18 protein-coding genes are annotated in these 22784 nt (G+C 60.5%); 2 read left to right on the top strand and 16 right to left on the bottom strand.

Going from position 1 to position 22784, the window contains the following annotated elements; all coding sequences use genetic code 11:
• Window positions 1-177 precede the first annotated feature (177 nt).
• From AAAT03_RS02905 to AAAT03_RS02830, 16 genes are all read right to left on the bottom strand, one after another.
• Window positions 178-801 (bottom strand): response regulator transcription factor, encoded by a 624-nt coding sequence (locus tag AAAT03_RS02905; protein ID WP_055252147.1) that lies wholly within the window; start codon window positions 799-801, stop codon window positions 178-180.
• Complete coding sequence (locus AAAT03_RS02900; RefSeq protein ID WP_338404593.1) at window positions 798-2291, bottom strand: ATP-binding protein; 1494 nt, start codon at window positions 2289-2291, stop codon at window positions 798-800. Before AAAT03_RS02900 ends, AAAT03_RS02905 begins: the two co-directional genes overlap by 4 nt.
• Window positions 2292-2293: 2 nt before the next feature.
• Window positions 2294-4093, bottom strand: coding sequence for a histidine kinase N-terminal 7TM domain-containing protein (locus tag AAAT03_RS02895; protein ID WP_349102552.1), 1800 nt, complete (start codon window positions 4091-4093; stop codon window positions 2294-2296).
• Window positions 4094-4316: 223 nt separating this feature from the next.
• Entirely contained in the window at window positions 4317-5747 is a 1431-nt protein-coding gene (locus tag AAAT03_RS02890) for a 6-phospho-beta-glucosidase (RefSeq protein WP_055252150.1), read from the bottom strand.
• A gap of 344 nt (window positions 5748-6091) precedes the next feature.
• Window positions 6092-6736: a DUF4867 family protein gene (locus AAAT03_RS02885; protein ID WP_055252151.1), complete on the bottom strand. Its 645-nt coding sequence runs from the start codon at window positions 6734-6736 to the stop codon at window positions 6092-6094.
• A 144-nt stretch (window positions 6737-6880) separates the two neighbouring features.
• A complete protein-coding gene (locus AAAT03_RS02880; protein ID WP_055252152.1) occupies window positions 6881-7369 on the bottom strand; it encodes an S-ribosylhomocysteine lyase in 489 nt (162 codons plus the stop codon).
• A 151-nt stretch (window positions 7370-7520) separates the two neighbouring features.
• The gene (locus tag AAAT03_RS02875; protein ID WP_349102551.1) at window positions 7521-9011 is read right to left on the bottom strand and encodes a glycerol kinase; all 1491 of its coding nucleotides are present in this window, start codon (window positions 9009-9011) and stop codon (window positions 7521-7523) included.
• A gap of 56 nt (window positions 9012-9067) precedes the next feature.
• Window positions 9068-10009 (bottom strand): transketolase C-terminal domain-containing protein, encoded by a 942-nt coding sequence (locus AAAT03_RS02870; protein ID WP_349102550.1) that lies wholly within the window; start codon window positions 10007-10009, stop codon window positions 9068-9070.
• Window positions 10002-10838: a transketolase gene (locus AAAT03_RS02865; protein ID WP_192934535.1), complete on the bottom strand. Its 837-nt coding sequence runs from the start codon at window positions 10836-10838 to the stop codon at window positions 10002-10004. Before AAAT03_RS02865 ends, AAAT03_RS02870 begins: the two co-directional genes overlap by 8 nt.
• 2 nt (window positions 10839-10840) lie before the next feature.
• Window positions 10841-12241 (bottom strand): L-fucose/L-arabinose isomerase family protein, encoded by a 1401-nt coding sequence (locus AAAT03_RS02860; RefSeq protein WP_117839925.1) that lies wholly within the window; start codon window positions 12239-12241, stop codon window positions 10841-10843.
• 257 nt (window positions 12242-12498) lie between these two features.
• Window positions 12499-13509 carry a LacI family DNA-binding transcriptional regulator gene (locus AAAT03_RS02855; protein WP_117839924.1) on the bottom strand — a complete coding sequence of 337 codons (1011 nt, stop codon included), beginning with the start codon at window positions 13507-13509 and terminating at the stop codon, window positions 12499-12501.
• A 182-nt stretch (window positions 13510-13691) separates the two neighbouring features.
• A complete protein-coding gene (locus AAAT03_RS02850; RefSeq protein ID WP_349102549.1) occupies window positions 13692-15110 on the bottom strand; it encodes a 6-phospho-beta-glucosidase in 1419 nt (472 codons plus the stop codon).
• A gap of 146 nt (window positions 15111-15256) precedes the next feature.
• Window positions 15257-16705: a PTS transporter subunit EIIC gene (locus AAAT03_RS02845; RefSeq protein WP_164473266.1), complete on the bottom strand. Its 1449-nt coding sequence runs from the start codon at window positions 16703-16705 to the stop codon at window positions 15257-15259.
• Window positions 16706-16775: 70 nt separating this feature from the next.
• Complete coding sequence (locus AAAT03_RS02840; protein WP_231500758.1) at window positions 16776-17615, bottom strand: PRD domain-containing protein; 840 nt, start codon at window positions 17613-17615, stop codon at window positions 16776-16778.
• 249 nt (window positions 17616-17864) lie between these two features.
• Window positions 17865-18839 carry a nucleoside hydrolase gene (locus tag AAAT03_RS02835; RefSeq protein WP_117839921.1) on the bottom strand — a complete coding sequence of 325 codons (975 nt, stop codon included), beginning with the start codon at window positions 18837-18839 and terminating at the stop codon, window positions 17865-17867.
• A gap of 4 nt (window positions 18840-18843) precedes the next feature.
• The gene (locus AAAT03_RS02830; protein ID WP_349102548.1) at window positions 18844-19839 is read right to left on the bottom strand and encodes a ribokinase; all 996 of its coding nucleotides are present in this window, start codon (window positions 19837-19839) and stop codon (window positions 18844-18846) included.
• A gap of 187 nt (window positions 19840-20026) precedes the next feature.
• On the opposite strand from AAAT03_RS02830, the gene AAAT03_RS02825 reads away from it, so the two are divergent.
• Both AAAT03_RS02825 and AAAT03_RS02820 read left to right on the top strand, forming a co-directional pair.
• Window positions 20027-20353 carry a hypothetical protein gene (locus AAAT03_RS02825; protein WP_349102547.1) on the top strand — a complete coding sequence of 109 codons (327 nt, stop codon included), beginning with the start codon at window positions 20027-20029 and terminating at the stop codon, window positions 20351-20353.
• Entirely contained in the window at window positions 20335-22242 is a 1908-nt protein-coding gene (locus AAAT03_RS02820) for an acyltransferase family protein (protein ID WP_349102546.1), read from the top strand. The genes AAAT03_RS02825 and AAAT03_RS02820 overlap by 19 nt, the downstream gene beginning before the upstream one ends.
• Window positions 22243-22784 lie beyond the last annotated feature (542 nt).

The following is a 22784-nucleotide window of genomic DNA, read 5'->3' as shown; positions in this document are numbered from 1 at the left end:
AGCCGCGGATTGGCGGACACATCCGCGCACACCAGACGGGGCCGCAGGAGATGATCCTGCGGCCCCGCCGCTTTATGCCGACAGCACTGCCCATACAAGCAGGCCGCCCGCCGTTTTTAGATGCGAAACGGTGGGCGGCCTGTCTTTGCGGCGCCGGAACACGGGTGAGCGCGTCGATTACGGGCGCTCCATGTTGGGAACGATGCTGCCCTCGGTCACCGCATGCACGGCCAGGCGCATGATGTTGTCGTAGCCGGTCTTGCTCAGGATCTCCGAGATGCGGCGCTTGATGGTGCCCTCGCTCATAAACAGCTCGGCCGCAATCTCGCGGCGGCTTTTACCCTCGCAGGCAAGGCGCAAGATCGACAGCTCGACATCGTCGAGGGCCGCCGTGCCCGAGAAGATACTCTCGGGCGGCTTGGGAAACGTGCAGTAACCCGCCAGCGTGGAGCGCATCACGGCGAACAGCTCGTCGATACCGACGTTCTTGTACACAAAGCTATCGACGCCCGCCTCGCGGGCCTGATCGACAAAGGTGATCTCGGGCATGCCTGTCATGATAATGATGCGACACTCGGGCAGCTGCTCCTTGATGCGTGCCGCCGCCACGATGCCGTTTGAATCGTGTTCGGTGCACACGTCCATCAGTATCATGTCCGGGCGCTCCTTGAGCGCGACACCCAAGGCCTCGGAGGCATCGGCGATCGCGGCAACGACGGTCATATCGGGCTGGTCGCCAACGGAGCGCGCCAGGCTCTCGCGCAGGATGGCCTGATCTTCGACAATTAACACGCGGATCATGAGCTTCTCCTTTGGGACGTGTCGTTGGCGTTAAGCGGAATGGATACCGTAAGCGTAAAGGGCGGGGTGGCGTGGACCTCTAGGCTGCCACCCAGATCTTGCGCGACATGCCTCATACCTGGGATTCCCGTTCCCTCGCGATACGATACGGGGGCCGGGGACCCGTCGTTAGAAATCGTCATGTGCGCGACGGCGTCAGCATCCGTCCTCTCCTGCCACAAGCGCACATGGACCCGATGCGCCTGCGCATGCTTGGTGGCGTTGGTCGAGGCCTCGCGGATAATCTGCAAAAAGGCGGCGGCGACACGCGCGTCCTCAGGCAGCGCACCCTCAACATCGATCTGCACGCTCACCAGGCCAAAAGCATGGACGATATCGCCCAGTTGCTCTGCCGGTTCGGTGTCGCCCCCGCTGCGCAGATCGGCAGCGATTGAGCGCAGCAGCGGGTCGATCTGCTCGAGCGACTCGTCGTCCAAGCGCCCCTCCTCCAAATAGCGATGAAGGATTGATAGGCGCTGGCCGATCACATCGTGAACGCGGGCGCGCATGCGCAGATAGGCCGCATTGTCGGCAACTTTTTTGACTTCTTCGATCTGGGCCTGGAGCTCTTGGCCCGCAAGCTCAAGCAGGTGGTTGGCCTGCGCCAGACGGTCATGCGCATGCGCATACTCTGTCACGTCCAGACCGATTATGCGCTCGAACGAACGGCCCGAGACCATAACGTCATCGCACACAAACAGGCGAATCTCGGCGGGAGAAACCTCGACCACCGCACGCGCCTCACCAAAGCGGTCCAGGTTGATCCGCACGCGGTTCTTACCGCCTTCGGGCATTTGCATGCTGAGCTTGCGCAGGTCGTTCCATGTACCGCTCATATCGCCTAGGTCGGTGGGCATATGAAGCTCCACCAGGTTTTTGCGCATGCAGCGGTTCATAAGCAGTGGACGGCCCCTCGAGTCCAGATACAGGATGCCCACGGGAATCACGTTGATGGTTTCGATCGTCGAGAACGCGGTGATATCCTCCTGGCGGTTGCGGACGTCCATCAAGAGCGCCGCGACGGAACGGAACAGGAAGAACGCTCCCTCTGCGATAAGGACAACGGCCCACACCGAGCCCATGGCAAAAACCACCGGCGGTGTCACGGCGCCAACAAGCAGCAGCTCGGCCAGCATGACAGGGCGACGATAGTGCACCATGAGGACCACGCCATAGGCAAAGATCGCGGCATTGAGCCACAGCACTCCGCCCATTGCCCTGGCGCAAACGTCAAGCGGCGCCACCAGATACGAGCCAGACGACGCGAATAAGATGAGCGCCGAAATCATCAGGTGAAGCACGAGGCTCGTCTCATAGGCGCAAATCACCTTACGGTTATAGGACGAGCGGCGCGATGCGATGAGCGGGACGTGGATCATCTGCAGACACGCAGCCAGGGCAAAGACAACATCGAGCGCAACGATTTGGGGAAGGATGAACGAAATCTGCATCGTCACTCACCCGCCCTCGGCATCAAGACGATCATGCGCAGCTGGCCGGGCTCGCCCTCAAGGCGGTATGCCACGTTGCGCCCTTGCAGAGCGCTTTCGAGCTCTTGCGCAGCGGGCGTCTGCGAAAGATCTTCATCATCGTTGGAAAAAAGCGTGGCGCGCAGCTCGACACTGCACCGGTCATGGTCGCCCAAGTGATACATAAGCGCCGGATGGTCGGTGGTGTAGGCAAAAAACGCAAAGTCATACACGCAGTCGTACAGGGCGCTTACCGTACTGGCGTGCATCGGGCGCCGTATGGCGATAATCGAGGCGCAATCGACATCGATGGTGCGCAGGTCACTTGCAAGCTCGTTGGCGATGAGCTGAATGCGGTCGCGGTCAAAACCGCTCTCCCCGTGCTGTGCCAACGTGAGCGACCCCTTGCGTTTGCAATAGGCGACGAGCATCTTGGCACGCTGCAGCATGCGGTAACGCTCGTGCGAAGATGCCTCATCGGTCAACGGCGGCAGCGAGCTCAACAGGTCGTACATCTCTTCGAGCGCACGGGCAAGCGCTTGGTCCACGTCTTGGACCAGTAAGGTCTCGGCCTCTTGGTCTGCCAAATGTGTCTTAAGGTCGTAGTCGGCGGCAAGCAGCTCATTTTGGCGTTGCAGCTCCATGCGACGATGCGCCAGTTCACGGTTAAGCTCGTTGAGCTCCGACACGTCTTGGGCAAGCAGCGCCGATCCACCCAGCAGCGGAAAGGCACGGTACATCACATTGGGATCGGACGCCACGGCAAAGGCATGGGCGCGGCCGTGCTCCTGGGTCCGCAACTCCTCGCGCACGCCTACCGGCATTGGCTTTGACACTGGCGTGGCATAGACCTCCTGCAGGTCGCGCGTTAGGACTTTGAGGTCGAGCGGCAAGGTGTCGAAGATGCCGGCGATGTCGTGATACGACGGAATGACACCGCAATCGAGACAGATTTCCATCGCCACCACGCACAGGACGCAATAGACGAGCGAAAAGTTGAGCCTCCATGCCCAGGGCACGCGCAACGCATACGAGACGGCAAAGAATGCGCCACCCAGCAGTACGAGCGCCGCCGTGCCCGAGAAACGCTGGATGCGAAAGGACGAGGACCGACCAACCAGGATAAAAAAGGCCACGAAGTCAAAGGCCGTCCACACGAGGACGACGAAATAACCCCAGCCGTACGTGTAATCGTTGCTCCAGGTGTCGCTTGTACGGTCAAAGTGGAAGACCTGCTGGTGAAAATCGTTGGTGAGCACAAATCCGATAAGCAGGATGGCCACAATCCACAGCGCAGCGCAGTAGCGGCGACCCAGACGGTGTTGCTCCAGGCCCGCAAGGCGCAGACCACACAACTGGTAGAGCAGCGGAATGAGCGTCATGGGCACGTAGTACAGGTACCACAGCACGGTGGCATAGAACGGCGTGAACGACTTGTACTTGAGAATGACTTCGATCATCCACAGGGCGCAGATGGTGGCGATGGCAACAAGGCGGCGGCGCAACACATAGTCCAAACAGCGCAGATAGACCGATACGCCCCAGATCGAAAATACAATTGCGGCGACAAGCAGCGGGAGAGAGCTCGAGTGGACGAGCGCATCCACGACCTCTTCGGACACCTCGCTATAGGCGGGCACGACGTTAGAAAGTTTGGGATCGAAGGCGAACAGCGCCGGCAAGACCGCCAAAAGCATGAGGAACAGCGCGGTGATGGCGCCGGCGATAGCAAAGACGCGATGACGATACACCTGATGTGTTATGCCAACAAGGAATCGCGGCATGGCGAAGAGCCTGCCACCCCTGGGATCCGCAACCGGCGCGGTCCGGGCGGCCGCGTGGCCGATATGTCGCTCGCGGGTACCCATAGTCCCTTTAGTGTACCGACAGATAGGTCGAAAAAGCGGGCCGCATGTCCCAAAATCCGCAGACGGCAAGGCGCCCGGAGAGCGCATACTCGCCGGGCGCCTTGGCTAGGAGGCTATGAAGTTGAGTGTCTCAGCTTCCTTAGGATAGGTCCTCACCATTCGTTTCAATGACATGCTTGTACCAGTCGAAGCTCTTCTTTTTGGAACGCTTGAGGGTACCGTTGCCCGCATCGTCGCGATCCACATAGATAAAGCCGTAGCGCTTGGACATCTCGCCCGTGCCGGCAGACACCAGGTCGATCGGGCCCCAGGTGGTGTAGCCCAGCAGGTCAACGCCGTCCTCGGTCACCGCGTCGCGCATGGTCTGGATGTGCTGACGCAGGTAGTCGATACGGTAGTCGTCGTTGATGGAGCCGTCCTCCTCGACAACATCCTTGGCGCCCAGGCCGTTCTCGACCACAAACAGCGGCTTCTGATAACGATCGTACAGGTCGTTGAGGGTGATGCGAAAGCCCAGCGGATCGATGGCCCAGCCCCACTGGCTCTGCTGCAGGTAGGGGTTCTTGGCGCCGGCGAAGGCGTTGCCCTGGGTGCGCTCGACATCGGGGTTGTCGGCACCGGCAGAGCAGCGGGTGCTATAGTAGCTAAAGCTGATGAAGTCGACGGTGTTGGCGGCCAGGACCTCGCGATCCTCTTCGGTCATGCCCACATCGATGCCTAGACGCTCGAGCTTCTTGACGGCATAGGCCGGGTAGTAGCCGCGGCTCTGGACGTCGACGAAGAAGTAGTTGTCCTGGTTATCGAGCTGCGCCTGGCGTACATCGCCCGGACGGCAGCTGTAGGGGTAGTAGCTACCTGCGGCGAGCATGCAGCCGATCTTGATCTCGGGGTCAATCTCGTGAGCAATCTTGGTTGCCCAAGCGCTGGCGACGAGCTCGTTGTGGGCGGCCAGGTACTCGACGGCCTCCTTGTTCTCGCCCTCCTCAAAGACCAGGCCGGCACCCATAAACGGCAGGTGCAAGATCATATTGATCTCGTTAAAGGTGAGCCAGTACTTCACCAGGCCCTTGTAGCGGGTAAAGATCGTGGTCGCGAGATTCTTGTAGAAGTCGATGAGCTTGCGGTTGCGCCAGCCGCCGTACTCCTTGATGAGATGAATCGGGCAGTCGAAGTGCGTGATAGTCACGAGCGGCTCGATGCCGTGCGCCTGGCACTCGCGGAACACATCCTCGTAGAAGGCCATGCCAGCCTCGTTGGGCTCGGTCTCGTCGCCGTTGGGGAAGATGCGGGTCCAAGCCAGGCTCATACGGAAGGTCTTAAAGCCCATCTCGGCAAAGAGAGCGATGTCCTCCTTGTAATGGTGGTAGAAATCGATGCCGGTCTGCGCGGGATAGTAATAGCCGTCCTCGAAGTCGAGCATCTTACGCTGGCCGGAGACCACCGCATAGCGCTCGGGGCCGTGCGGAGCCACGTCCACGTTGGCAAGGCCGCGGCCGTCCACGTTGTAGGCGCCCTCGCACTGGTTGGCAGCCGTCGCGCCGCCCCACAGGAAGTCATTACGGAAAGCCATGCATCAATCCTTTCGCACGCTGTTGTCATAGGCTCAGTATCCCTGCAAACAACGCGTCGCTCAACGGCAACGGCGCAGGCCGATACTTCTTTTCGCGTGCAGGCGCCCGGCAACCACCCCGTCTGACACTTTTTGATACCCACCTGCCCCAGCCACCGCAAAGGGGACAGTCACCTTTGTGATGGCTGGGGCCCGTTTGTCTCGATCTGTAACAGTTAGGCCGCCAAAACCGGGCCTGGTGTTACAGATTGAGATTGTTCGACCTGTCCCCTGCAGTTTGTCTAAATCTGTAACAGGTAGAGACGATCTAGCCCGCTAGGTGTTACAGATTGAGACAGAAGATTCTAGTCCACGGTGATGTCGAGGTTCTTTCCGATGAGGCCCACGTAGCCGCCTTCGGCTGCCTTGGGGCTGTCAGCGTGGCAGAGGACCCACTTGTCGGCCTTCCAGTAGCAGTAGCTGTCACCGGCGGCAGGCATGTCGGTTGCGGCCTCGGGGCGCGGACCGTTGGTACCGGCGGGCAGCGCCACCATCACCTGGAAGCCGCTTTCATCGACCATGCACGGCGTGTAGTGGAGCGTGGTGTTGAAGACCTCGACAACCTTGCCCGCCGGCACGCGGAACGCCTTGACGAACGCGGTATCGAGCTTTCCGTCCTCGATCTCCCAGCGATGCGCCACGAGCAGGATAAAGTCGCGGGCGCCCAGGTTAAACTCACTCGCGCGGTGATACTCCAGACAGTTGAGTCGTGTGTTGTGGCCGTTGCACCAGCCGAGCTGGAAGGGGCGGCCGCCGTACATGAGCAGGCCGAGCGTGTCGGCGCCCTCAACCTGCTCGAGCTCGGGCGCGGAGGCCACGTATTTGCTGCCCTCGGGGATGGGCGTAGCCGCGAGTGCCTCGACGAGTGGAGCGGTCAGGCTGGACGGAACGTCATCCCACACGCGGCCATAGGACTTGAACTCGGGATCAGAGACAGAGTAGATATGCATGTTCACTCCTGTTCGTAAATGTGACTATACGAACATTCTAGAACAAACATGAGCGATTTTGAACGCTCGTCCTGACCACTCAACAAAAAGGCGCCCCCGCATAAGCGAAGGCGCCCAATCCGTGCGTTTTAGGCGATAAAGCCCTTACGCCTGCTGATAATGCAGGTGCTTCTCGTCGATATCGGCCAGGTCGCGGTCGAGGTAGCGGCGTGCGAGCCAGTTTGCCATGGGGAGGTTCTGGTCCAGATAGTTACCGCACTCCTCGGGAGCGGCACCGGGGACATCGCCCTCAAAGCCGGCGACAAACTCGAACAGCTCACGCACGAGCGACAGAATCTCCTCGCTCGTCACCTCACCAAACACGACGAGGTAAAAGCCCGTGCGGCAGCCCATGGGTCCAAAGTAGACAATGCGGCTCGACCACTCGGCATGGTTGCGAAGGAACGTCGCGCCCAGGTGCTCGATGGTGTGGCACTCGGCCGTGTTCATGACCGGCTCCTTGTTGGGCGTGGTCAGGCGCAGGTCAAACGTGGTGACGGCGGCGCCGGTCGCCGGATCGCGGTCGATGCGGCTCACATACACGCCGGGCTCAAGCAGCAGATGGTCAACAGAAAAGCTCGCGATGCGCTCCATGGCAGATCCTCTCGATAGTCAAATTGGGACGGGCTCTTTTAGCTGGTTCGAATGGTCGCACCAATCATACCAGTCAAAAAAGCCCCGTCCCAAATTGACTACCTGGGACGAGGACCAATGATTTTTTAATCCCCGTCCCAGAAAAACCATTCTAGGCTGTGTAGGCAATCGTTGATTTCACGGCGTGGCGCCAGCCGGCGATCTTTTTGGCGCGCTCGTCGGCGGGCATCGACGGCTCCACGATGCCGCGGGCGCCGTAGACGTCGACGACATCGCGCGTGTACATGCCCAGCGCAATACCGCAGGCCCAGGCCGCGCCCAGGCCGCTCATCTCGTCATTGCTCGCGATGCGGATGGGCGAGCCAACCAAGTCGCTCTCAAACTGCATCAGGTACGCGTCGCGCGTGGGACCGCCGTCAACGCGAAGCTCGGCAAGTGCCGCGCCAGAATCCTCGACCATTGCGTCAATTACGTCAAAGATTTGATAGGCAATCGATTCGTCTGCAGCTTTTACGAACTCCGCGCGACCCGTGGTACGCGTCATGCCAAAGACGCAGCCCTCGGCGTCACTCGCCCAGTGCGGCGCGCCCAAACCGGTAAACGCCGGCACAAAGTAGACGCGGCTCGCCGGATTGGCAGCGTAGCACAGGTCGGTAACTTCCTCGGGGTTATTGATGAGCTCCAGATCGTCGCGCAGCCACGTCTTGACAGCACCGGCGTAGCTCACGTTGCCCTCGAGCACGTACTCGGTCACGCCGTCCATGCGCCATGCGAGCGAGCTCGAAAGCCCGTGCGAGCTGGCAACGAACTCGTCGCCGACGTTCATCATGACCGAGCTGCCGGTGCCATAGGTCGCCTTGGCCATGCCGCGGCTATGGCAGCCCTGGGCAAACAAGGCCGCGTGGCTGTCGCCCAGCACGCCGTGAATGGGCACGGGCGCCGGCAAAAAGCCGCCCAGATCCGTCGTGCCGAACAGTCCATCGGAATCGGTCACCTGCGGCAGGCAGGCCACGTCAACGCCAAAGGCCTCGCACACCGGCTCGCTCCAGCAGCCACGGCGCAGGTCAAAGAGCTGCGTGCGGCTGGCATTGGACCAGTCGCAGCGAAACTCCGCGCCGCCCGTGAGCGTCCAGACCACCCAGGCATCGATGGTGCCCAGGCACAGCTCGCCTGCCGCCGCGGCCTCGGCAGCAGCGGGAACGTTCGCAAGGATCCAGGCCATCTTGCCCGCCGGATAGTAGGGCGAGAGCACCAGACCCGTCGTGTCGCGCACCAGCTCGGCCACACCCTCGCGCGCGGTCAGCTCGTCGCACAGCTCGCGGGCGCGGGCGCACTGCCACACCACGGCGTCGCACAGTGGCTCGCCCGTCGTGCGGTTCCATGCAACGGTGGTCTCGCGCTGGTTGGAGATGCCGATGCCGGCGACGTCGGCCGGATCGACCCCGGTCTCCTCCACCACGGCACGCGCCACGGCCAGCACATTGGTGGCAATCTCGGCCTGATCATGGCTCACCCAGCCGGCCTCGTTGACAATCTGGCGATGCGAACGGTCGGCACGATGAATCAAATGGCCGCCCTCGTCCACCAGCAGCGCCTTGGTGCCCTGCGTGGATTGATCGATTCCGATGATGTAGCGGCCCATGGCCACCCCTTTCAAAACGAATGTGACAAAGGGACGGTCCCTTTGTCACATTCCAGTTACTCTGCGGGCAGGAACTCGGCAACGGTCTTGGCGATTCCGACACCCGTCAGACCGTAGTGCGCAAAGACCTCGGGGCTCGCGCCAGTGATGACCGGCGCGTCGGGCAGGGAGAGACACTTGACCGGACGCGGGCAATGCTCGCCCACCACCTGCGCGACCATAGAGCCCAGACCGCCGAAGGGGCTGTGCTCCTCGACGGTCACGACGGCGCGCGTGGCACCGGCGGCCTCAATCACGGCCTCGGCGTCGAGCGGCTTGACGCAGTACATGTCGAGTACCGTTGCCGAGATGCCCTGCTCGGCCAGCAGGTCGGCAGCGTCCACGGCATGGCGGACCATCTCGCCGGTAGCGACGAGCGTTACATCGGTGCCGCGGCGTACCCAGGTGGCGCGATCCATCTGGAACGGGCACTCGTCCTCGGTGTACACGTCCTCGACCGGGTTGCGGCCCACGCGGATGTAGGCCGGTTTGTTATCGGCGACCAGGGCCCGCACGAGCTCGGCGGTCTGGAAGCGGTCGCTCGGCAGATACACGCGCATGTTGGGAATCGCGCTCATGGCGGCGATATCCTGCGCGGAGTGATGGCTCATGCCCAAAGCGCCGTAGGACACGCCGCCCGAGATGCCGATGAGCTTGACGTTGGTGTTGGAGTACGAAACGTCGACCTTGCACTGCTCATACGAACGCGTGGTCACAAAGGACGCCGGCGAGGCGGCCCAGGCCTTCTTGCCGCACGAGGCCATACCGGCGGCGATGCTCACCAGGTCCTGCTCGGCGATGCCGACCTCAATGGACTGCTGGGGATACTGGTCAAAGAACGGCGTGAGCGATGCAGAGCCGCGGGAGTCGGAACACAGGACGACGATGTCCTTGTCAGTTGCGGCGGCCTCGAGCAGCGTGTCGCAGATAACCTTGCGGTTGGCGATCTTGTTAGCCATTGATAGCCTCCTTATGGGCAGCGAAATCGGCGATAATCTGGGCATATTCCTCATCGTTGGGCAGGTGATGATGCCAGGCGGCCTTGTCCTCCATAACGGGCGAGCCATAGCCCTTCACCGTGTTGAGGATGATGACCGTGGGCTTACCCTTGGTCTCGGCGGCCAGCGTCAGCGCGGCGTCGATGGCCTGAATGTCGTTGCCCGGAATGGAGAGCACGTTCCAACCGAAGGCGGCCCAGCGCTCCTCCTGCGAGTCCTGCTTCATGACGTCCTCGGTGCTGCCGCTGATCTGCAGGCGGTTGCGGTCCACGAGCGCGCACAGGTTATCGAGCTGGTAGTTGCCGCCGCTCATGGCGCCCTCCCAAACCGAGCCCTCGGCAAGCTCGCCGTCGCCCATGATGGTGTAGACGCGGTAGTCGCGGCCGTCCATCTTGCCGGCAAGCGCCATGCCGACGGCCACGGGCAGACCATGGCCCAGCGAACCGGAGTTCATCTCGATGCCCTTGAGCTTGTTGTTGGGGTGGCCGATGTAGGGGCTGCCGAACTTGGAGAAACGGGCCTTGACGTCGTCGAGGTCCAGATAGCCCTCGTGGCAGAGTACCGCGTAGTAGGCCTCCATGGCATGGCCCTTGGAGAGCACGAAGCGATCGCGGTTGGGATCGTCGACGGTCTCGGGCGAAATGTTGAGGTGGTTGGCGTAGAGCGTCATGAGGGCGTCGATCACCGACATGTCGCCGCCGATGTGGCCGCCGGCGCCGGCCATGATGATATCGACGCAATCGCGGCGAAGGTCCCAACGCAGGGATTCAAGCTCTTCGATAGTTGCCATTTCTACTCTCCTCGCAGGTAAGCTTTGACGTCTTCTTCGATGGGGTCGTACAGGTCGGGGACAATGCCGATGTACTTGCACGCCTCGTAGAGCACCGGCACCACGTTGGCGTGAATGGCGACGCAGTGGTGGATGTAGGGACCCTCAACGATCTTGGCCTCGAGGCGCTTGAGGTTTTCGACCTCGACCCACAGGTAGGTGCCCATGCCGGCCGGGCCGTCGATGCCGCGGGCGTTGCCCAGCAGCAGCGAGTACTCGCCGTTGTCGCCGTCAAAGCGGGCAAGGGTGAGGTCGCCGTGCTTGGCCTCGGCCGTCAGCGCGCCGGGGTGATCGAAGGCCAGCGGGTAGGTGAGCTTGGGCTTGACGGCCGCGCAGCTGCAGGGCCAGGGGCCGCAGTGCTGCAACAGCTCGCCGTTCTCGTTATCGGGATGGCGCACGGTCCAGTCGGCGAACATGCCGCGGTGACGGCCCAGGTCGGCGGCCTCGACCATCAGCGCGGTGATGGCACCATGGATGTCGGTCTCGCATACGATGGGGATACCCATCTCGTTGAGGATGGCATTGGCGGCGCAGGGCATAATGCCCAACTCGTCCTGCAGAGCGTTCCAGCACTGAATGGCGCCGGCGTTGCAGCCGTACTTCTTTACCAGGCGCTTCATGGCGATGGCAAGACCGGCGACCGCGGGGACCTTGTCCTCGGGGATGCAGATCTCAAAGCTGTCGGCAATGTGGGCGAGCATAGCTGCCATGGCTTGCTCGTCTGCCTGGGCGTCGCGCACGGCCTGGACAAGCTCGGTCATGGGGATGGGCGAAAGCTGGATGTTGAACTTCTCGAGCAGCTCGCCCTCGTTGCACATGGTCGACCAGAAGTCGAACGGGCGGGTGGCCATCTGCAGGATGCGGGTGTGCTTGAAGGTCTTGACCACGTTGCACACGGCCAAGAAGTCCCAAACGCCACGCTCGAACTCGGGATCGGTCAGGCGGCAGTTGGTCATGTAGGTGAAGGGAACCTGAAAGCGGCGCAGGACCTTGCCGGTCGCGAACAGACCGCACTGGCTGTCGCGCAGACGGGTGCCGTCGGGCTCGGGGCGCTCGTCGCGCGGGCCCCACAGCAGCACGGGCAAGCCGAGCTCGCGGGCAAGGCGGGCGCAGACATACTCGGTACCAAAGTTGGCGTGGCAGAGCATGATGCCGTCGACGCCCTCGGCGCGGAACTTCTCGACGATAGGCGCGATATGGCTGTCGTCGAACAGCAGGCCCTCGTCGTTGATGTCGTCGATATCCACGATCTCGACGCCGATCTCGCGCAGGCGATCAGCCGTAAGGCCGCGATACTTGATCGCGTCCGGCGCGCTAAAGATACTGCGGCGCGTGGGCACAAAGCCAAGCTTGATCTTATCCATGTACGTCCTCCCCTAGTCACATGTTCAGTAAACAGACGCATGTTTCGTTTTGTTCTGTTTACTAAATGTTTTACTCTTCTGTTTAGAAGTTTAGCGCGAAATACCCGTAGGCGGTAGAGAAATCAGCCTAAACGGTATGTAAACGAACTGAACATACAAGGGAAACAAAAAGAGGACCCCGAAGGATCCTCTTCTGAATGACGCTATGTTTACTGCCCTAGTGTGCTTTGGCACGCCGCAGACGATGCCGCCTTCGCCTAGATTTCGCGCACGCTCTGGCGCTCGACAAAATAGGTCGACACGGCGGTCTTGCAGGTGTAGCTCTTGGGGTTGCGGATGTTGCCCACCAGGCGGCGCACCGCGATCTCACCCACCTCGTGCTTGGGAACATGCACCGTGGTGAGCGGCGGGTTGGAGAAGGCGCCCAGAGATAGGTCGTCAAAGCCGATGATCGAGACATCCTCGGGCACGCGAATGCCGTGCTCGTTGAACGCGCGCATGGCACCCACGGCGAGCACGTCGTTCTCGGCAAAGAAAGCCGTCGGCAGGTCGTCGTGCGAGGCATTGTCGAGCCACGCGCCCATGTCGCGATAAGCGCCCTCGAGCGTGGTGCCCAGCGTGACGCGCCATGCCGGGTTTGCCTCGAGGTCCGCATCCTCAAGCGCTTGGCGATAGCCGCGCTCACGGTCCTTAAAGTTGCGGATACGAAGGTCGCCCGCCAGATAGCCGATTTGCTTGTGACCTTTCTCGATAAGGTAGTCCACGGCACGCAGCACCGAATCGGTATTGGCAATGACCACGGCATCGAAGTACTGGCGGTCGCTCCAGCCATCGAGCACAATCAGGTGGGCGGCGGCGTTAGCGAACAGGGCGTAGTCTTCCTCGCCCAGTTCGGTACCCATCAGCACGATGGCGGCGGACGGGTCGGCGATCAGGCCCTCGACCTGCGGGCGCACGGCGTCCAGGTCGCTAAAGTCGAGCGAGACAAAGCTCGTGCTCATGCCGTGGCGACGCGCCTGGCGCTCCACGCCCTCGATGACTGCGGGATGAAAGGTGCTCTCGTCCAGGATGGCGCCTGTCTTGCGCGCGAGCACAAACTGAATGCTCTCGAGCTGCGTCGACTGCTGATAACCGAGCGATTGCGCGCACTCCAGGATGACCTTGGCGGTTTCCTCGCTCACGCTGCGCTTGCGGTTGAGCGCGTTGGACACGGTTGCGGGCGAAAAACCGGTGATGCGGCTGATCTCGCGGACACTTGCTTTGGCCATTGTTCCCCCTAGTAACGGTCGCGGTCGAGCATCGTGGCCTGACCGCCCCGTGACTCGACAACTAAACGACCGCAAATTCAATCTAAACAGAATAGTAAATGTTTAATAGCTAGTTTAGCCTGTTGTCAAGCGAAGCGGCGCGACTATTCCCCCAACGGGCGTATTTGTCCATCTTAACGTTATTACGCAAGGTCTTCGCCATTGCTTGCTATTACGCGTCGGTACCATTCGAAGCTTTTCTTTTTACGTCTCTCAAACGAGCCCGCACCGCTATCGTCTCGATCGACATAGATAAACCCGTAGCGCTTACGCATCTGTCCTGTGGCGACCGAAACCAAATCGATCGGGCCCCAACAGGTATATCCCATGAGTTCCACCCCGTCGAGCTCGACGGTCTCCCTCATCGCCTCGATGTGGGCCCGCAGGTATTCAACTCGATAGTCGTCTTCTATTTCACCCGAATCTTCCGGCACATCAGGAGCACCCAAACCGTTTTCGACGATGAACAGCGGCTTTTGATAGCGATCCCAGATTTCATTCATGGTGACGCGCAGCCCTTTGGGGTCGATAAACCTCCCCCAAGGCTCCTGTTTTAGATACGGATTAGGCGCCGAGCGAAGAAGGTTCGAATCGAACTGACCTTCCGCATGCGCTTTTGCGACGCGCGTCGAGTAATACGAAAACGAGACGAAATCGGCCAGGTTTGCAGCCAGTACTTCGCGGTCATCATCCCGATAGGGCACCTCAAAACCATGGCGGGCGTATTCCTTGAGAACATAGCTCGGGTACGCACCGCGCACCTGGACGTCGGTAAACATGTAATGGCTGCGATTCTCAGCCTGCGCAGCCAGCACATCGTCCGGATCACATGTAGCCGGATAGAAGACACCTGCGTTGAGCATGCAACCGATCTTCGCCCCAGGGCACAGTTCATGACACGCCCCGACCGCACGGGCGCTCGCAACCAATACATGGTGCACGGCCGTGTGAACCGTTGCATAGCGATTCTCCCCTTGCTCGAAGATGATCCCCGCCGCCATAAAGCACGCCTGCGTCATGATGTTGATCTCGTTAAAGGTCAGCCAATAATTGACCAATCCCCGATAGCGCTCGAACACGGTACGCGAATATCGCTCGAACAGGTCGACCAACCTGCGATCGCGCCATCCGCCATACGCATCGACGAGATGCATGGGGACATCATAGTGGTTGAGCGTCACCAAAGGCTCAATGTCATGCGCGCGACACGTCCTAAAAACATCCTCGTAAAAGGCAAGGCCTTCTTCATTGGGCTCGGCTTCGTCTCCTTTGGGAAAAATGCGGCTCCAGGCGATTGATAAGCGCAGGCATTTAAAACCCATCTGGGCAAACAGTTCAATATCCTGCTTGTACCTATGGTAAAAATCAATGCCCTTGCGAGCGGGATAGAAGCTGTCGGGTGCCAACGCACGCGGATCAAGGTCTCCCCGCATGACGTCCATGCGTTGATCGCCAAACGGCAGCATGTCGGAATTGGCTAAACCGCGACCGCCTTCGTTCCATCCTCCCTCGCACTGGTTTGCAGCCAGAGCCCCGCCCCATAAAAAATCTTCTCTAAACATTATGGTGTCGTCCTTTCTATCAAATTCCCGGCCCACACTGTCGAACGCAACGGACTCGGCAAGTGCCGCGCAACAGCACAGTACCGTTGCGCGGCCAAGGGGTCGGACCGCGCAACGGCTGGGGAGCATATTTGTGTAGTAGCCTCTTATGCCTCGACGGATTCAACGGCCTCAGAATCGCCGCTCTTGGACTTCAACGGCATCTTCTCCTGTCCTTCAAATCCAAAAATCATCGCCAACGCAAACGTCACGGCACCGCCAGCAAGACACCCGATGGTGCCAGGGATGATATCCTGAGCAAACATGAGCACGTTCATCCATGGGAAACCAACGCCAGTGAAGATATAGACGTTGGCATGAAGAAGGCTTACCAGCAGACCACCGACAGCACCACCAATCATGTTCCAGGCAAGAGCCTTCTTGTCGCGAAACAGGATGCCGTAGATGATGGGCTCACTCACGCGACCGAAGGCATAGGTGATGAACAAGTTCCAGCCCGTGGCTCGACTCTCCTTGTCCTTAGTGCGCAGGCCATAGGCGAGCGCGATGGCAAGCGTGGTGTAGGCTACAACCGCGGTGCCGGGGTATAAGATGGCGTCGTAACCGTTCTGGAGCGCGGCGGGCAATATGGCGGTATAGATCGGCACGTGCATGCCGGTGGCGATGATCAGATTCCAGAATGCGCCGATAACCGCGGTCGCAGCGGGACCGGCAACAGAGGCGAGCCAAATGATGAAATCGGCCACAAGGCCCATGACAAATTGGACGGCAGGGCCGCAGAGGCACAGCGCGACCGGCAACATCACGAGCACCGTACCCACGGGTACGATCAGAATGCGCAACATATCAGGCGAGATCTTCTTAAAGAAGCGCTCAACATAGGACTGGGCCCAGGTGATCAAGATGACCGGAAGAACAGCCTGGGTGTAGTTGACGAGCTGCATGGGGATGCCGAAGACGCTGAAAGGCTTTCCGTCCTCAACAATAACGAGCATGTCGGGATAAATCATCACAACAGCGATGAGCAGTGCCAGCACAGGACTCGTTTTGAACTTCTTAGCCGAGCTATAGGCGGCAAACACCGGGAAGTAGTAATACGCCGCATCGCCCACCAGGGAAAGGATCCGATACAGGTCGCTCGTTTCGGACATAAAACCGGCGCCTTCGGGCCCAAACAGAATAACGAGCATCTTGAAGATACCGGCGACACAAAAGATCGGAAGGATCGGGGTGATAGCGCCGCTCACGGCATCGAGCAGCTGATTGAAGAGGTGCTTGGGCGCCAAGCGCTCCTTCCAGCTAAGCTGAGGGCCATCGAGTTCCTCGTCAATCGATACCGTGACCTCGAATCCGCCCTGCTTACAAACCTCGTCGTAGACCTTGTCGACCGTGGGCCCGACCACCAGCTGCACCTGCCCTCCGGCGTGCACGACGCTGATGATAGACGAGATGTCCTCAAGCTTCTCATCATTCGAGAGGCTTTCATCCTTGAGGTTGAAGCGCAGGCGCGTCATGCAATGCGTAACCGAAGCCACGTTTTCCGCCCCGCCCACAGTGGAGAGAATCTGCTCTGCCACCTTTTTGTAATTTGCCATCATTGGCTCCTTTGCACAATCTTGGCTTACTGTTCGAATCGGCAAAGGTCATGCCCCGAATGGCTACGGGTTACAATCCTTTTTTGGAGATGATCCGGTTGAGATGGATCATCAGATAGAGTTCCTCCTCCTCGGAGAGCGTGGCGTCCCACGTTTCACGACAATAGGAACCGATATGCTTCACGCACTCTGCCAACTGCGGAAACTCCTCACGAAAGTTCTTGTACATCTGCATGTTGGCGCTGTTCAGCGACTCGCCGGCTTGAATGCGCTTGAACAGGTACCGCAGATGCGTGGCATAGCGAGTGAAATCGTAGGAATCGCGGTCAACGATGATGCGAAAATCACTCTCGACGATCTCAGTGACATCTTCTAGCATATCGTCAAACTGCTTGGTGGGTTTGCTCGCGGTCTCGATGGCCTGAACAACCCGCGCATTGACGAGATTCATGGCAATGCTGGCAATCTCATCCTTGGGAAGCCGCTCTCCGAGCTCCTTCTCGAGTCGCATGACGATAAACTGGGCAGCCTTGTATTCCTTCGGATACGTCTCCCGCACTTCATAGGCAAGAGGCATCGCGATGCGGACCCCCTTTTGGGCTCGCGCAACGGCAAACGACAGGTGATCAGCCATGAACAGCGTCGCATTGGTCGAGAGGTCGTAGGGCAGTTCGTTGGCAACGATGTCCATAACTTTCGCCGCAAACATCACGATATCCGAGGGAAGATCCCTCATGACATCTTGTCCTTTAGGATCAATGTCGTAAAACGTATGCTCGATTTTAGAAAGAGGGAGCTCTCGAGGAAAATCTCCGCCGAAACCGACGCCCCTGCCCATGGCGATGACATCTCGCCCCTGTCCGTCACGGCAAAGAACCGCGTTGTTGTTAAGCTTTTTAATTGCAAGCATGGTGAACCTCCTTTCAAGAACACTCACAGAAAAAGGCATGATAGCCAATAGCAGTGCTATTGCGGTCATGCCTTACGTAACAATCCGTGTTGTATTGCTCTTGGGCATGCCTCCACACAGGAGTAACAATCCAAGATGCAGAATGCATTATAGCGCTCTCCCCGCCCCGGGGACCATCGGGCTGGCGAACGGTAGATGTCGGCCCGCCAGCGGCCACATCGAGCAGATGGGCGTGCTTCGATCCCGAGCCTAGCCTAGGATGCGGGCCATGCGCGCCTTGAACTCGGACAGAAAGCGCGGGGCGTCCACGGTGAGTGCCACAAGCGCGCTCTTGTCGGGATCGGACAGACAGTGCTCGTCGCAGATGGTGCGGCCGCGATACTCGCCCAGCAAGTCAACGCGCAGGTTACAGCCGAGCGCGCCCACGAGCGTGGGATCAATCGCCACGGCAACCGCCAGCGGATCGTGCAGCGCGCAGCCGCCCAGGTAGGGCGCGTTCATTTCGTACGAACCGATATAGTGCTCGACCATGCTCGCAAACGCGCAGCCAGCCATAGTGCCCGAGCCCGTCCAGCCGGCAACGTCGCGGCGCGTGAGCACCACGCGATGCGTCACATCCAGCCCCACCATAGTGAGCTTGCGGCCCGAACGCAGCACGGCATCGGCCGCCTCGGGGTCGCTCGCCATGTTGGCCTCGGCACCGGCGCTCACGTTTCCGGGCACGGTAAGCGCACCGCCCATCACGACCACGCGACCGATAGACATCATCTCCGCCGCATCGCGCTCCAGGGCAAGCGCCAGATTGGTGAGCGGGCCGGTCGCAACGTAGACCAGATCGGGACCATAGGTACGCGCGGCATCAATCAGGTAATCGACCGCCGCATTGCCGTCGGCCGACGTCGCGCCCACCGGCTCGTACGGCGAGGCGGGCACGCTTGCGCCGCCGATGCCGTTCTTGCCGTGGATAAGCGTGGTGGACGCCGGCGGCGTGTAGGGTTCGGTCGCCTTCATGGGACGATCGGCGCCCAGGTACACCGGCACCTCGGGACGACCCAACAGGTCGAGCACCGCCAAGCAGTTGTGCGCCGACTGCTCGACGCGCACGTTGCCAAAGCACGTGGTGATGCCGACGAGCTCCACCTCGGGGCTCGCGATGGCGTAGGCAAGCGCCATCGCATCATCCACACCCATATCCAGATCAAGGATCAGCTTCTTGGTTGCCATTGTTCTACTCCGCTTCTCCGTCTACATCCAAACCGTCTAAACCAAACTTGTGCTCGACTTCCGCACGCGTGGGAATTGATTGCTGAGCGCCCAGGCGCGACACCGTCACCGCCGAGGCGCGAGCACCCGCCTCCATGCACTCAAAGAGCGGCAGGCCCTCCAGACGAGCCGCCGCCAACGCGCCGATAAACGTATCGCCCGCGGCCGTCGTATCGACCACCGCGCTCGAAAGCGCCGGCATGCGCAGCGGCTCACCGCCATCGCCGAGCGTAACCGAGCCGGCGCCGCCCAACGTGATGACCGCAGCCCCGGCGCCCTTGTCGAGCAGCGCATTGAGCGCGGCGACGCAACTCGCATCATCCGTGGGCAGAATGCCCGTCAGTACCTGGCACTCGGTCTCGTTGGGGCAGACCAGGTCGACCGCTGGCCACGCTCCTGCCGGCAGGTCGCAGGCGGGCGCCGGGTTAAAGATCGTATAGAACCCCAGCTCGTGAGCGCAAGCAAGCGCCCCGGCCGTCGCCGCAAGGTCACATTCGCCCTGGGCGATAAAGACGCCGCCAGCAGCCGGGGCAATCTCGCTGGCATCGCCGTCGAGCTCGTCGGCCACCAAGCGCCTCAGTGCGCGGGCAACGTCCTCGCCCGCAAGCGCATGGTTGGCGCCCGGCGACAGCACGATGCGGTTGTCGCTCTCACAGCGAATGATAGTCGCAGTACCGGTCTCCACGTCGTCGAGACGTGTCACGGACTCAACGCCCACGCCGGCATCTTGGAGCCCTGCCACAAGCGCATCGCCAAAGGTATCGCGCCCAACAGCGCCGATCATGCACGTGCGCGCACCCATGCGCGCAGCGGCAACGGCCTGATTGGCTCCCTTACCGCCGGCGTTGGTGATAAAACCGCTGCCATCGACCGTCTCGCCCGCGCGCGGCATGCGCTCGCACGCCACCGAAAGGTCCATGTTCATGCTGCCGAACACCGCAACGATGCTGTGATCTGCCATGGAAACCTCCTCGTCTTCGGGCTTTGCGCCCACCATCGACCAACGATTGTGCACTCTCGCACCCCCTATAACTTTAGTCCACTTTGATGTGGACGCGCGCTTGAGCTTGCGCCAGCAGCAAGCATTCACAGGGGCAGGCAGCTACAATGAATACGTGCTGATTATTCTCGTCATTGGATGATGTTTTATGGAACAATTCTCGCAATCGGGCTCGCGCGGTCGACGCCGCACGGGCAACGAGCCGGCGCCGCACGAACGCGTGAAGGGCGAGCGCCGTGCCAACGAGCCGCGACGCACCGCGAGCCCCCATCGCGCTTCTGCCAACAACGCTGGCCGCGCCAACACTCCCGCCGCGGAGCAGACGCCTGCTCGCCCCAAGTCCCGCTACATCCCTGCGCTCGACGGCCTGCGCACGCTTGCCGTCGTCGCGGTGGTGCTCATCACCTCAACCTCACGTGGGCTCAGGGCGGCCTGCTTGGCGTCACGATCTTCTTTGTGCTTTCGGGCTATCTGATCACACGCCTGCTACTCAACGAAGTCGCTAAGACCGGCCGCATCGACCTCAAGAGCTTCTGGATCCGCCGCATCCGTCGCCTGGTCCCCGCCGTGGTGACCGTTGTGGTTGTAACCTGTGCGCTGTGCACCGTCTTCAACCACGTGATGCTCACCAAGATGCGTCCCGACATTCTGCCGTCGCTGCTGTTCTTTAACAACTGGTGGCAGATTATGCAGGACGTTTCGTACTTCAACGCCCTGGGCGACCCCTCGCCGCTTACGCACTTTTGGTCGCTCGCCATCGAGGAACAATTCTACCTGGTTTGGCCACCGCTGCTGTTTGCCATGGTGTCCATGCATGTGAGCAAACCCAACACGCGCCGTATGGTCCTGGGACTCGCAGCGGTATCCGCCCTTGCCATGATGGTGCTCTACAACCCTGCCGCCGACCCCAGCCGCGTGTACTACGGCACCGACACCCGCGTCTTCTCGCTGCTGCTGGGCGCCTGGATGGCCTTTATCCCCGATCGCGACCTGGCGCCGGTGCGTCTCGCTCATCGTTTGGGGCTCAATCGCCTGGCTGGCGCCGCCAAGCACGGCAAGAACGCCGAGGGCAAGCCTGGCGAGAAGGCCGACAACGCAGCCGAGACCGTCCCGGCACAGCCGAGCGCCCTCGTGCGCTTTTGGTCCTCGCCCGCATCCATCGATGTGTTGGGCGTCGTGGGTCTGGTTGGCCTTGCCGCCATGGTCGCGCTCACCAACGGCTACACCGCGTTCCAGTATCGCGGCGGCACGCTGCTATGCTCCATCCTCACGCTCATGGTCATCGCGGCCTGCGTGCAGCCCCAGGGAATGGTTGCCCGCGCACTGTCCGCCGAGCCGCTCGTGTGGGTTGGCAAGCGCTCGTACAGCATCTACCTGTGGCACTATCCGCTACTGTTGCTCATGAACCCGGTCGCCAACATCAACGATACGCCGTGGTGGCAGTACATTTTGCAGGTGTTGTTGGTGGTCGCCGTAGCCGAATGTTCATATCGCTTTATCGAGACGCCGTTTAGAAAGGGCGCCTTTGGGCGCACCGTATCCGAGTTCCGCGACGGCACCACCGCGCCCGCCAACTGGGTGCGCGCGCACGTCCCTGTCTGCGCAGCCTGCGCTGTCGTGTTGGTCGTTGCACTGGGCGGCCTGATCTTTGTGCCGGAGACCTCCGCACTGAGCGGTGAGGGCGCCGAAGTCCTCAACAAGGAAGCCAAAAACACCGCGCCCACAGACCAACAGGCGGCCGACGACACCGACAAGGACAACGACGGCTTCCCCGATGGCTCCTACGACCTGTTGATGATCGGTGACTCCGTGTCGCTGCGCGCCGTTGATTCCTTTGACGGCGTGTTCCCGCACAGCCATATCGATGCCGAAAAGGGCCGCCAGTTTGATGCGGGCCGCGCGACATTTGAGGGCTATCTCCAACAGAACCTTGCCGGCAAGATCGTGGTCTTTGCACTGGGCACCAACGGCTTGGTAACCGACGACCAGATCGACGCCATCATGACCGATGCAGGAGATAAGCGTATTGTGGTGTTTGTGAACACGCGCAGCCCGCAGCCGTGGGTTGGCTCTACCAACCAGGCCATCGCCAACGCTGCTACGCGCTACAAGAACGTGCGCGTTATCGACTGGTACGGATACAGTGCCAATCGCAACGACCTGTTCGATGGCGATGGCACGCACCTGTCGACCACTGGCGTGACTGAGTACCTCAACTTGATCCACGATGCAGTCAAGAAGGACCTGCCCGTGCATCCCGAGGATCACGTCAACGATCTGCAGCCGGCGGCCGTCAAGTCTGCCACCGACGCGCTCGTCAATGCGCTCGCTCTCAAGCCGCACAAGCTGGGCACCGACAAGTAACCTGCAGCGCAAACTTCCCACATCCGGAGGGGTGCGCCACGGCAGGCACCCCCTCCGACAGTTAGGGACGTTCCTTATGTGCCGGCACCCAGGGACACTCCTGACACAGCCGAGGAACGCCCTCCTTGCGACCAAATTCTGGGCGCCTCGCCACCCCGAACGTTGTTTCCAAGCCCACACCCGCAGCAAACAACCCAAAATCACTCTTTTCGAGCCGGCTCCAAGGGGTCGTGGACAAAAAGGGGCAAATATGAGTACTGTTACCATTTTAGTAGCAGGCAAAACCACCCAAAATGACGTCCGAGCGACCCCTACAACCCCCTAAAGCAGCCAACCTGACTGGTTTAAGACATATTGGAGCCAATTTTAATGAACATACTATCGGCTATGTCCATTATCTTCTTGGATGTAAATGCTATTCACTTAGCAACAGTACTCATATTTGGCATTTTTTGTCCACTGCCATATAACTAATGCCCTATAGCGGGCAAAAAACAGGCCGCAGTCCATCGCTGCGGCCTGTTCGGAAGCAAAAGTGGGCG

It is taken from the genome of Collinsella sp. CLA-AA-H167, assembly GCF_040095305.1.
Lineage (GTDB): Bacteria > Actinomycetota > Coriobacteriia > Coriobacteriales > Coriobacteriaceae > Collinsella.
The sequence above is the reverse complement of the archived record's forward strand: the minus strand, read 5'-3'. Positions and strand labels throughout refer to the sequence as shown.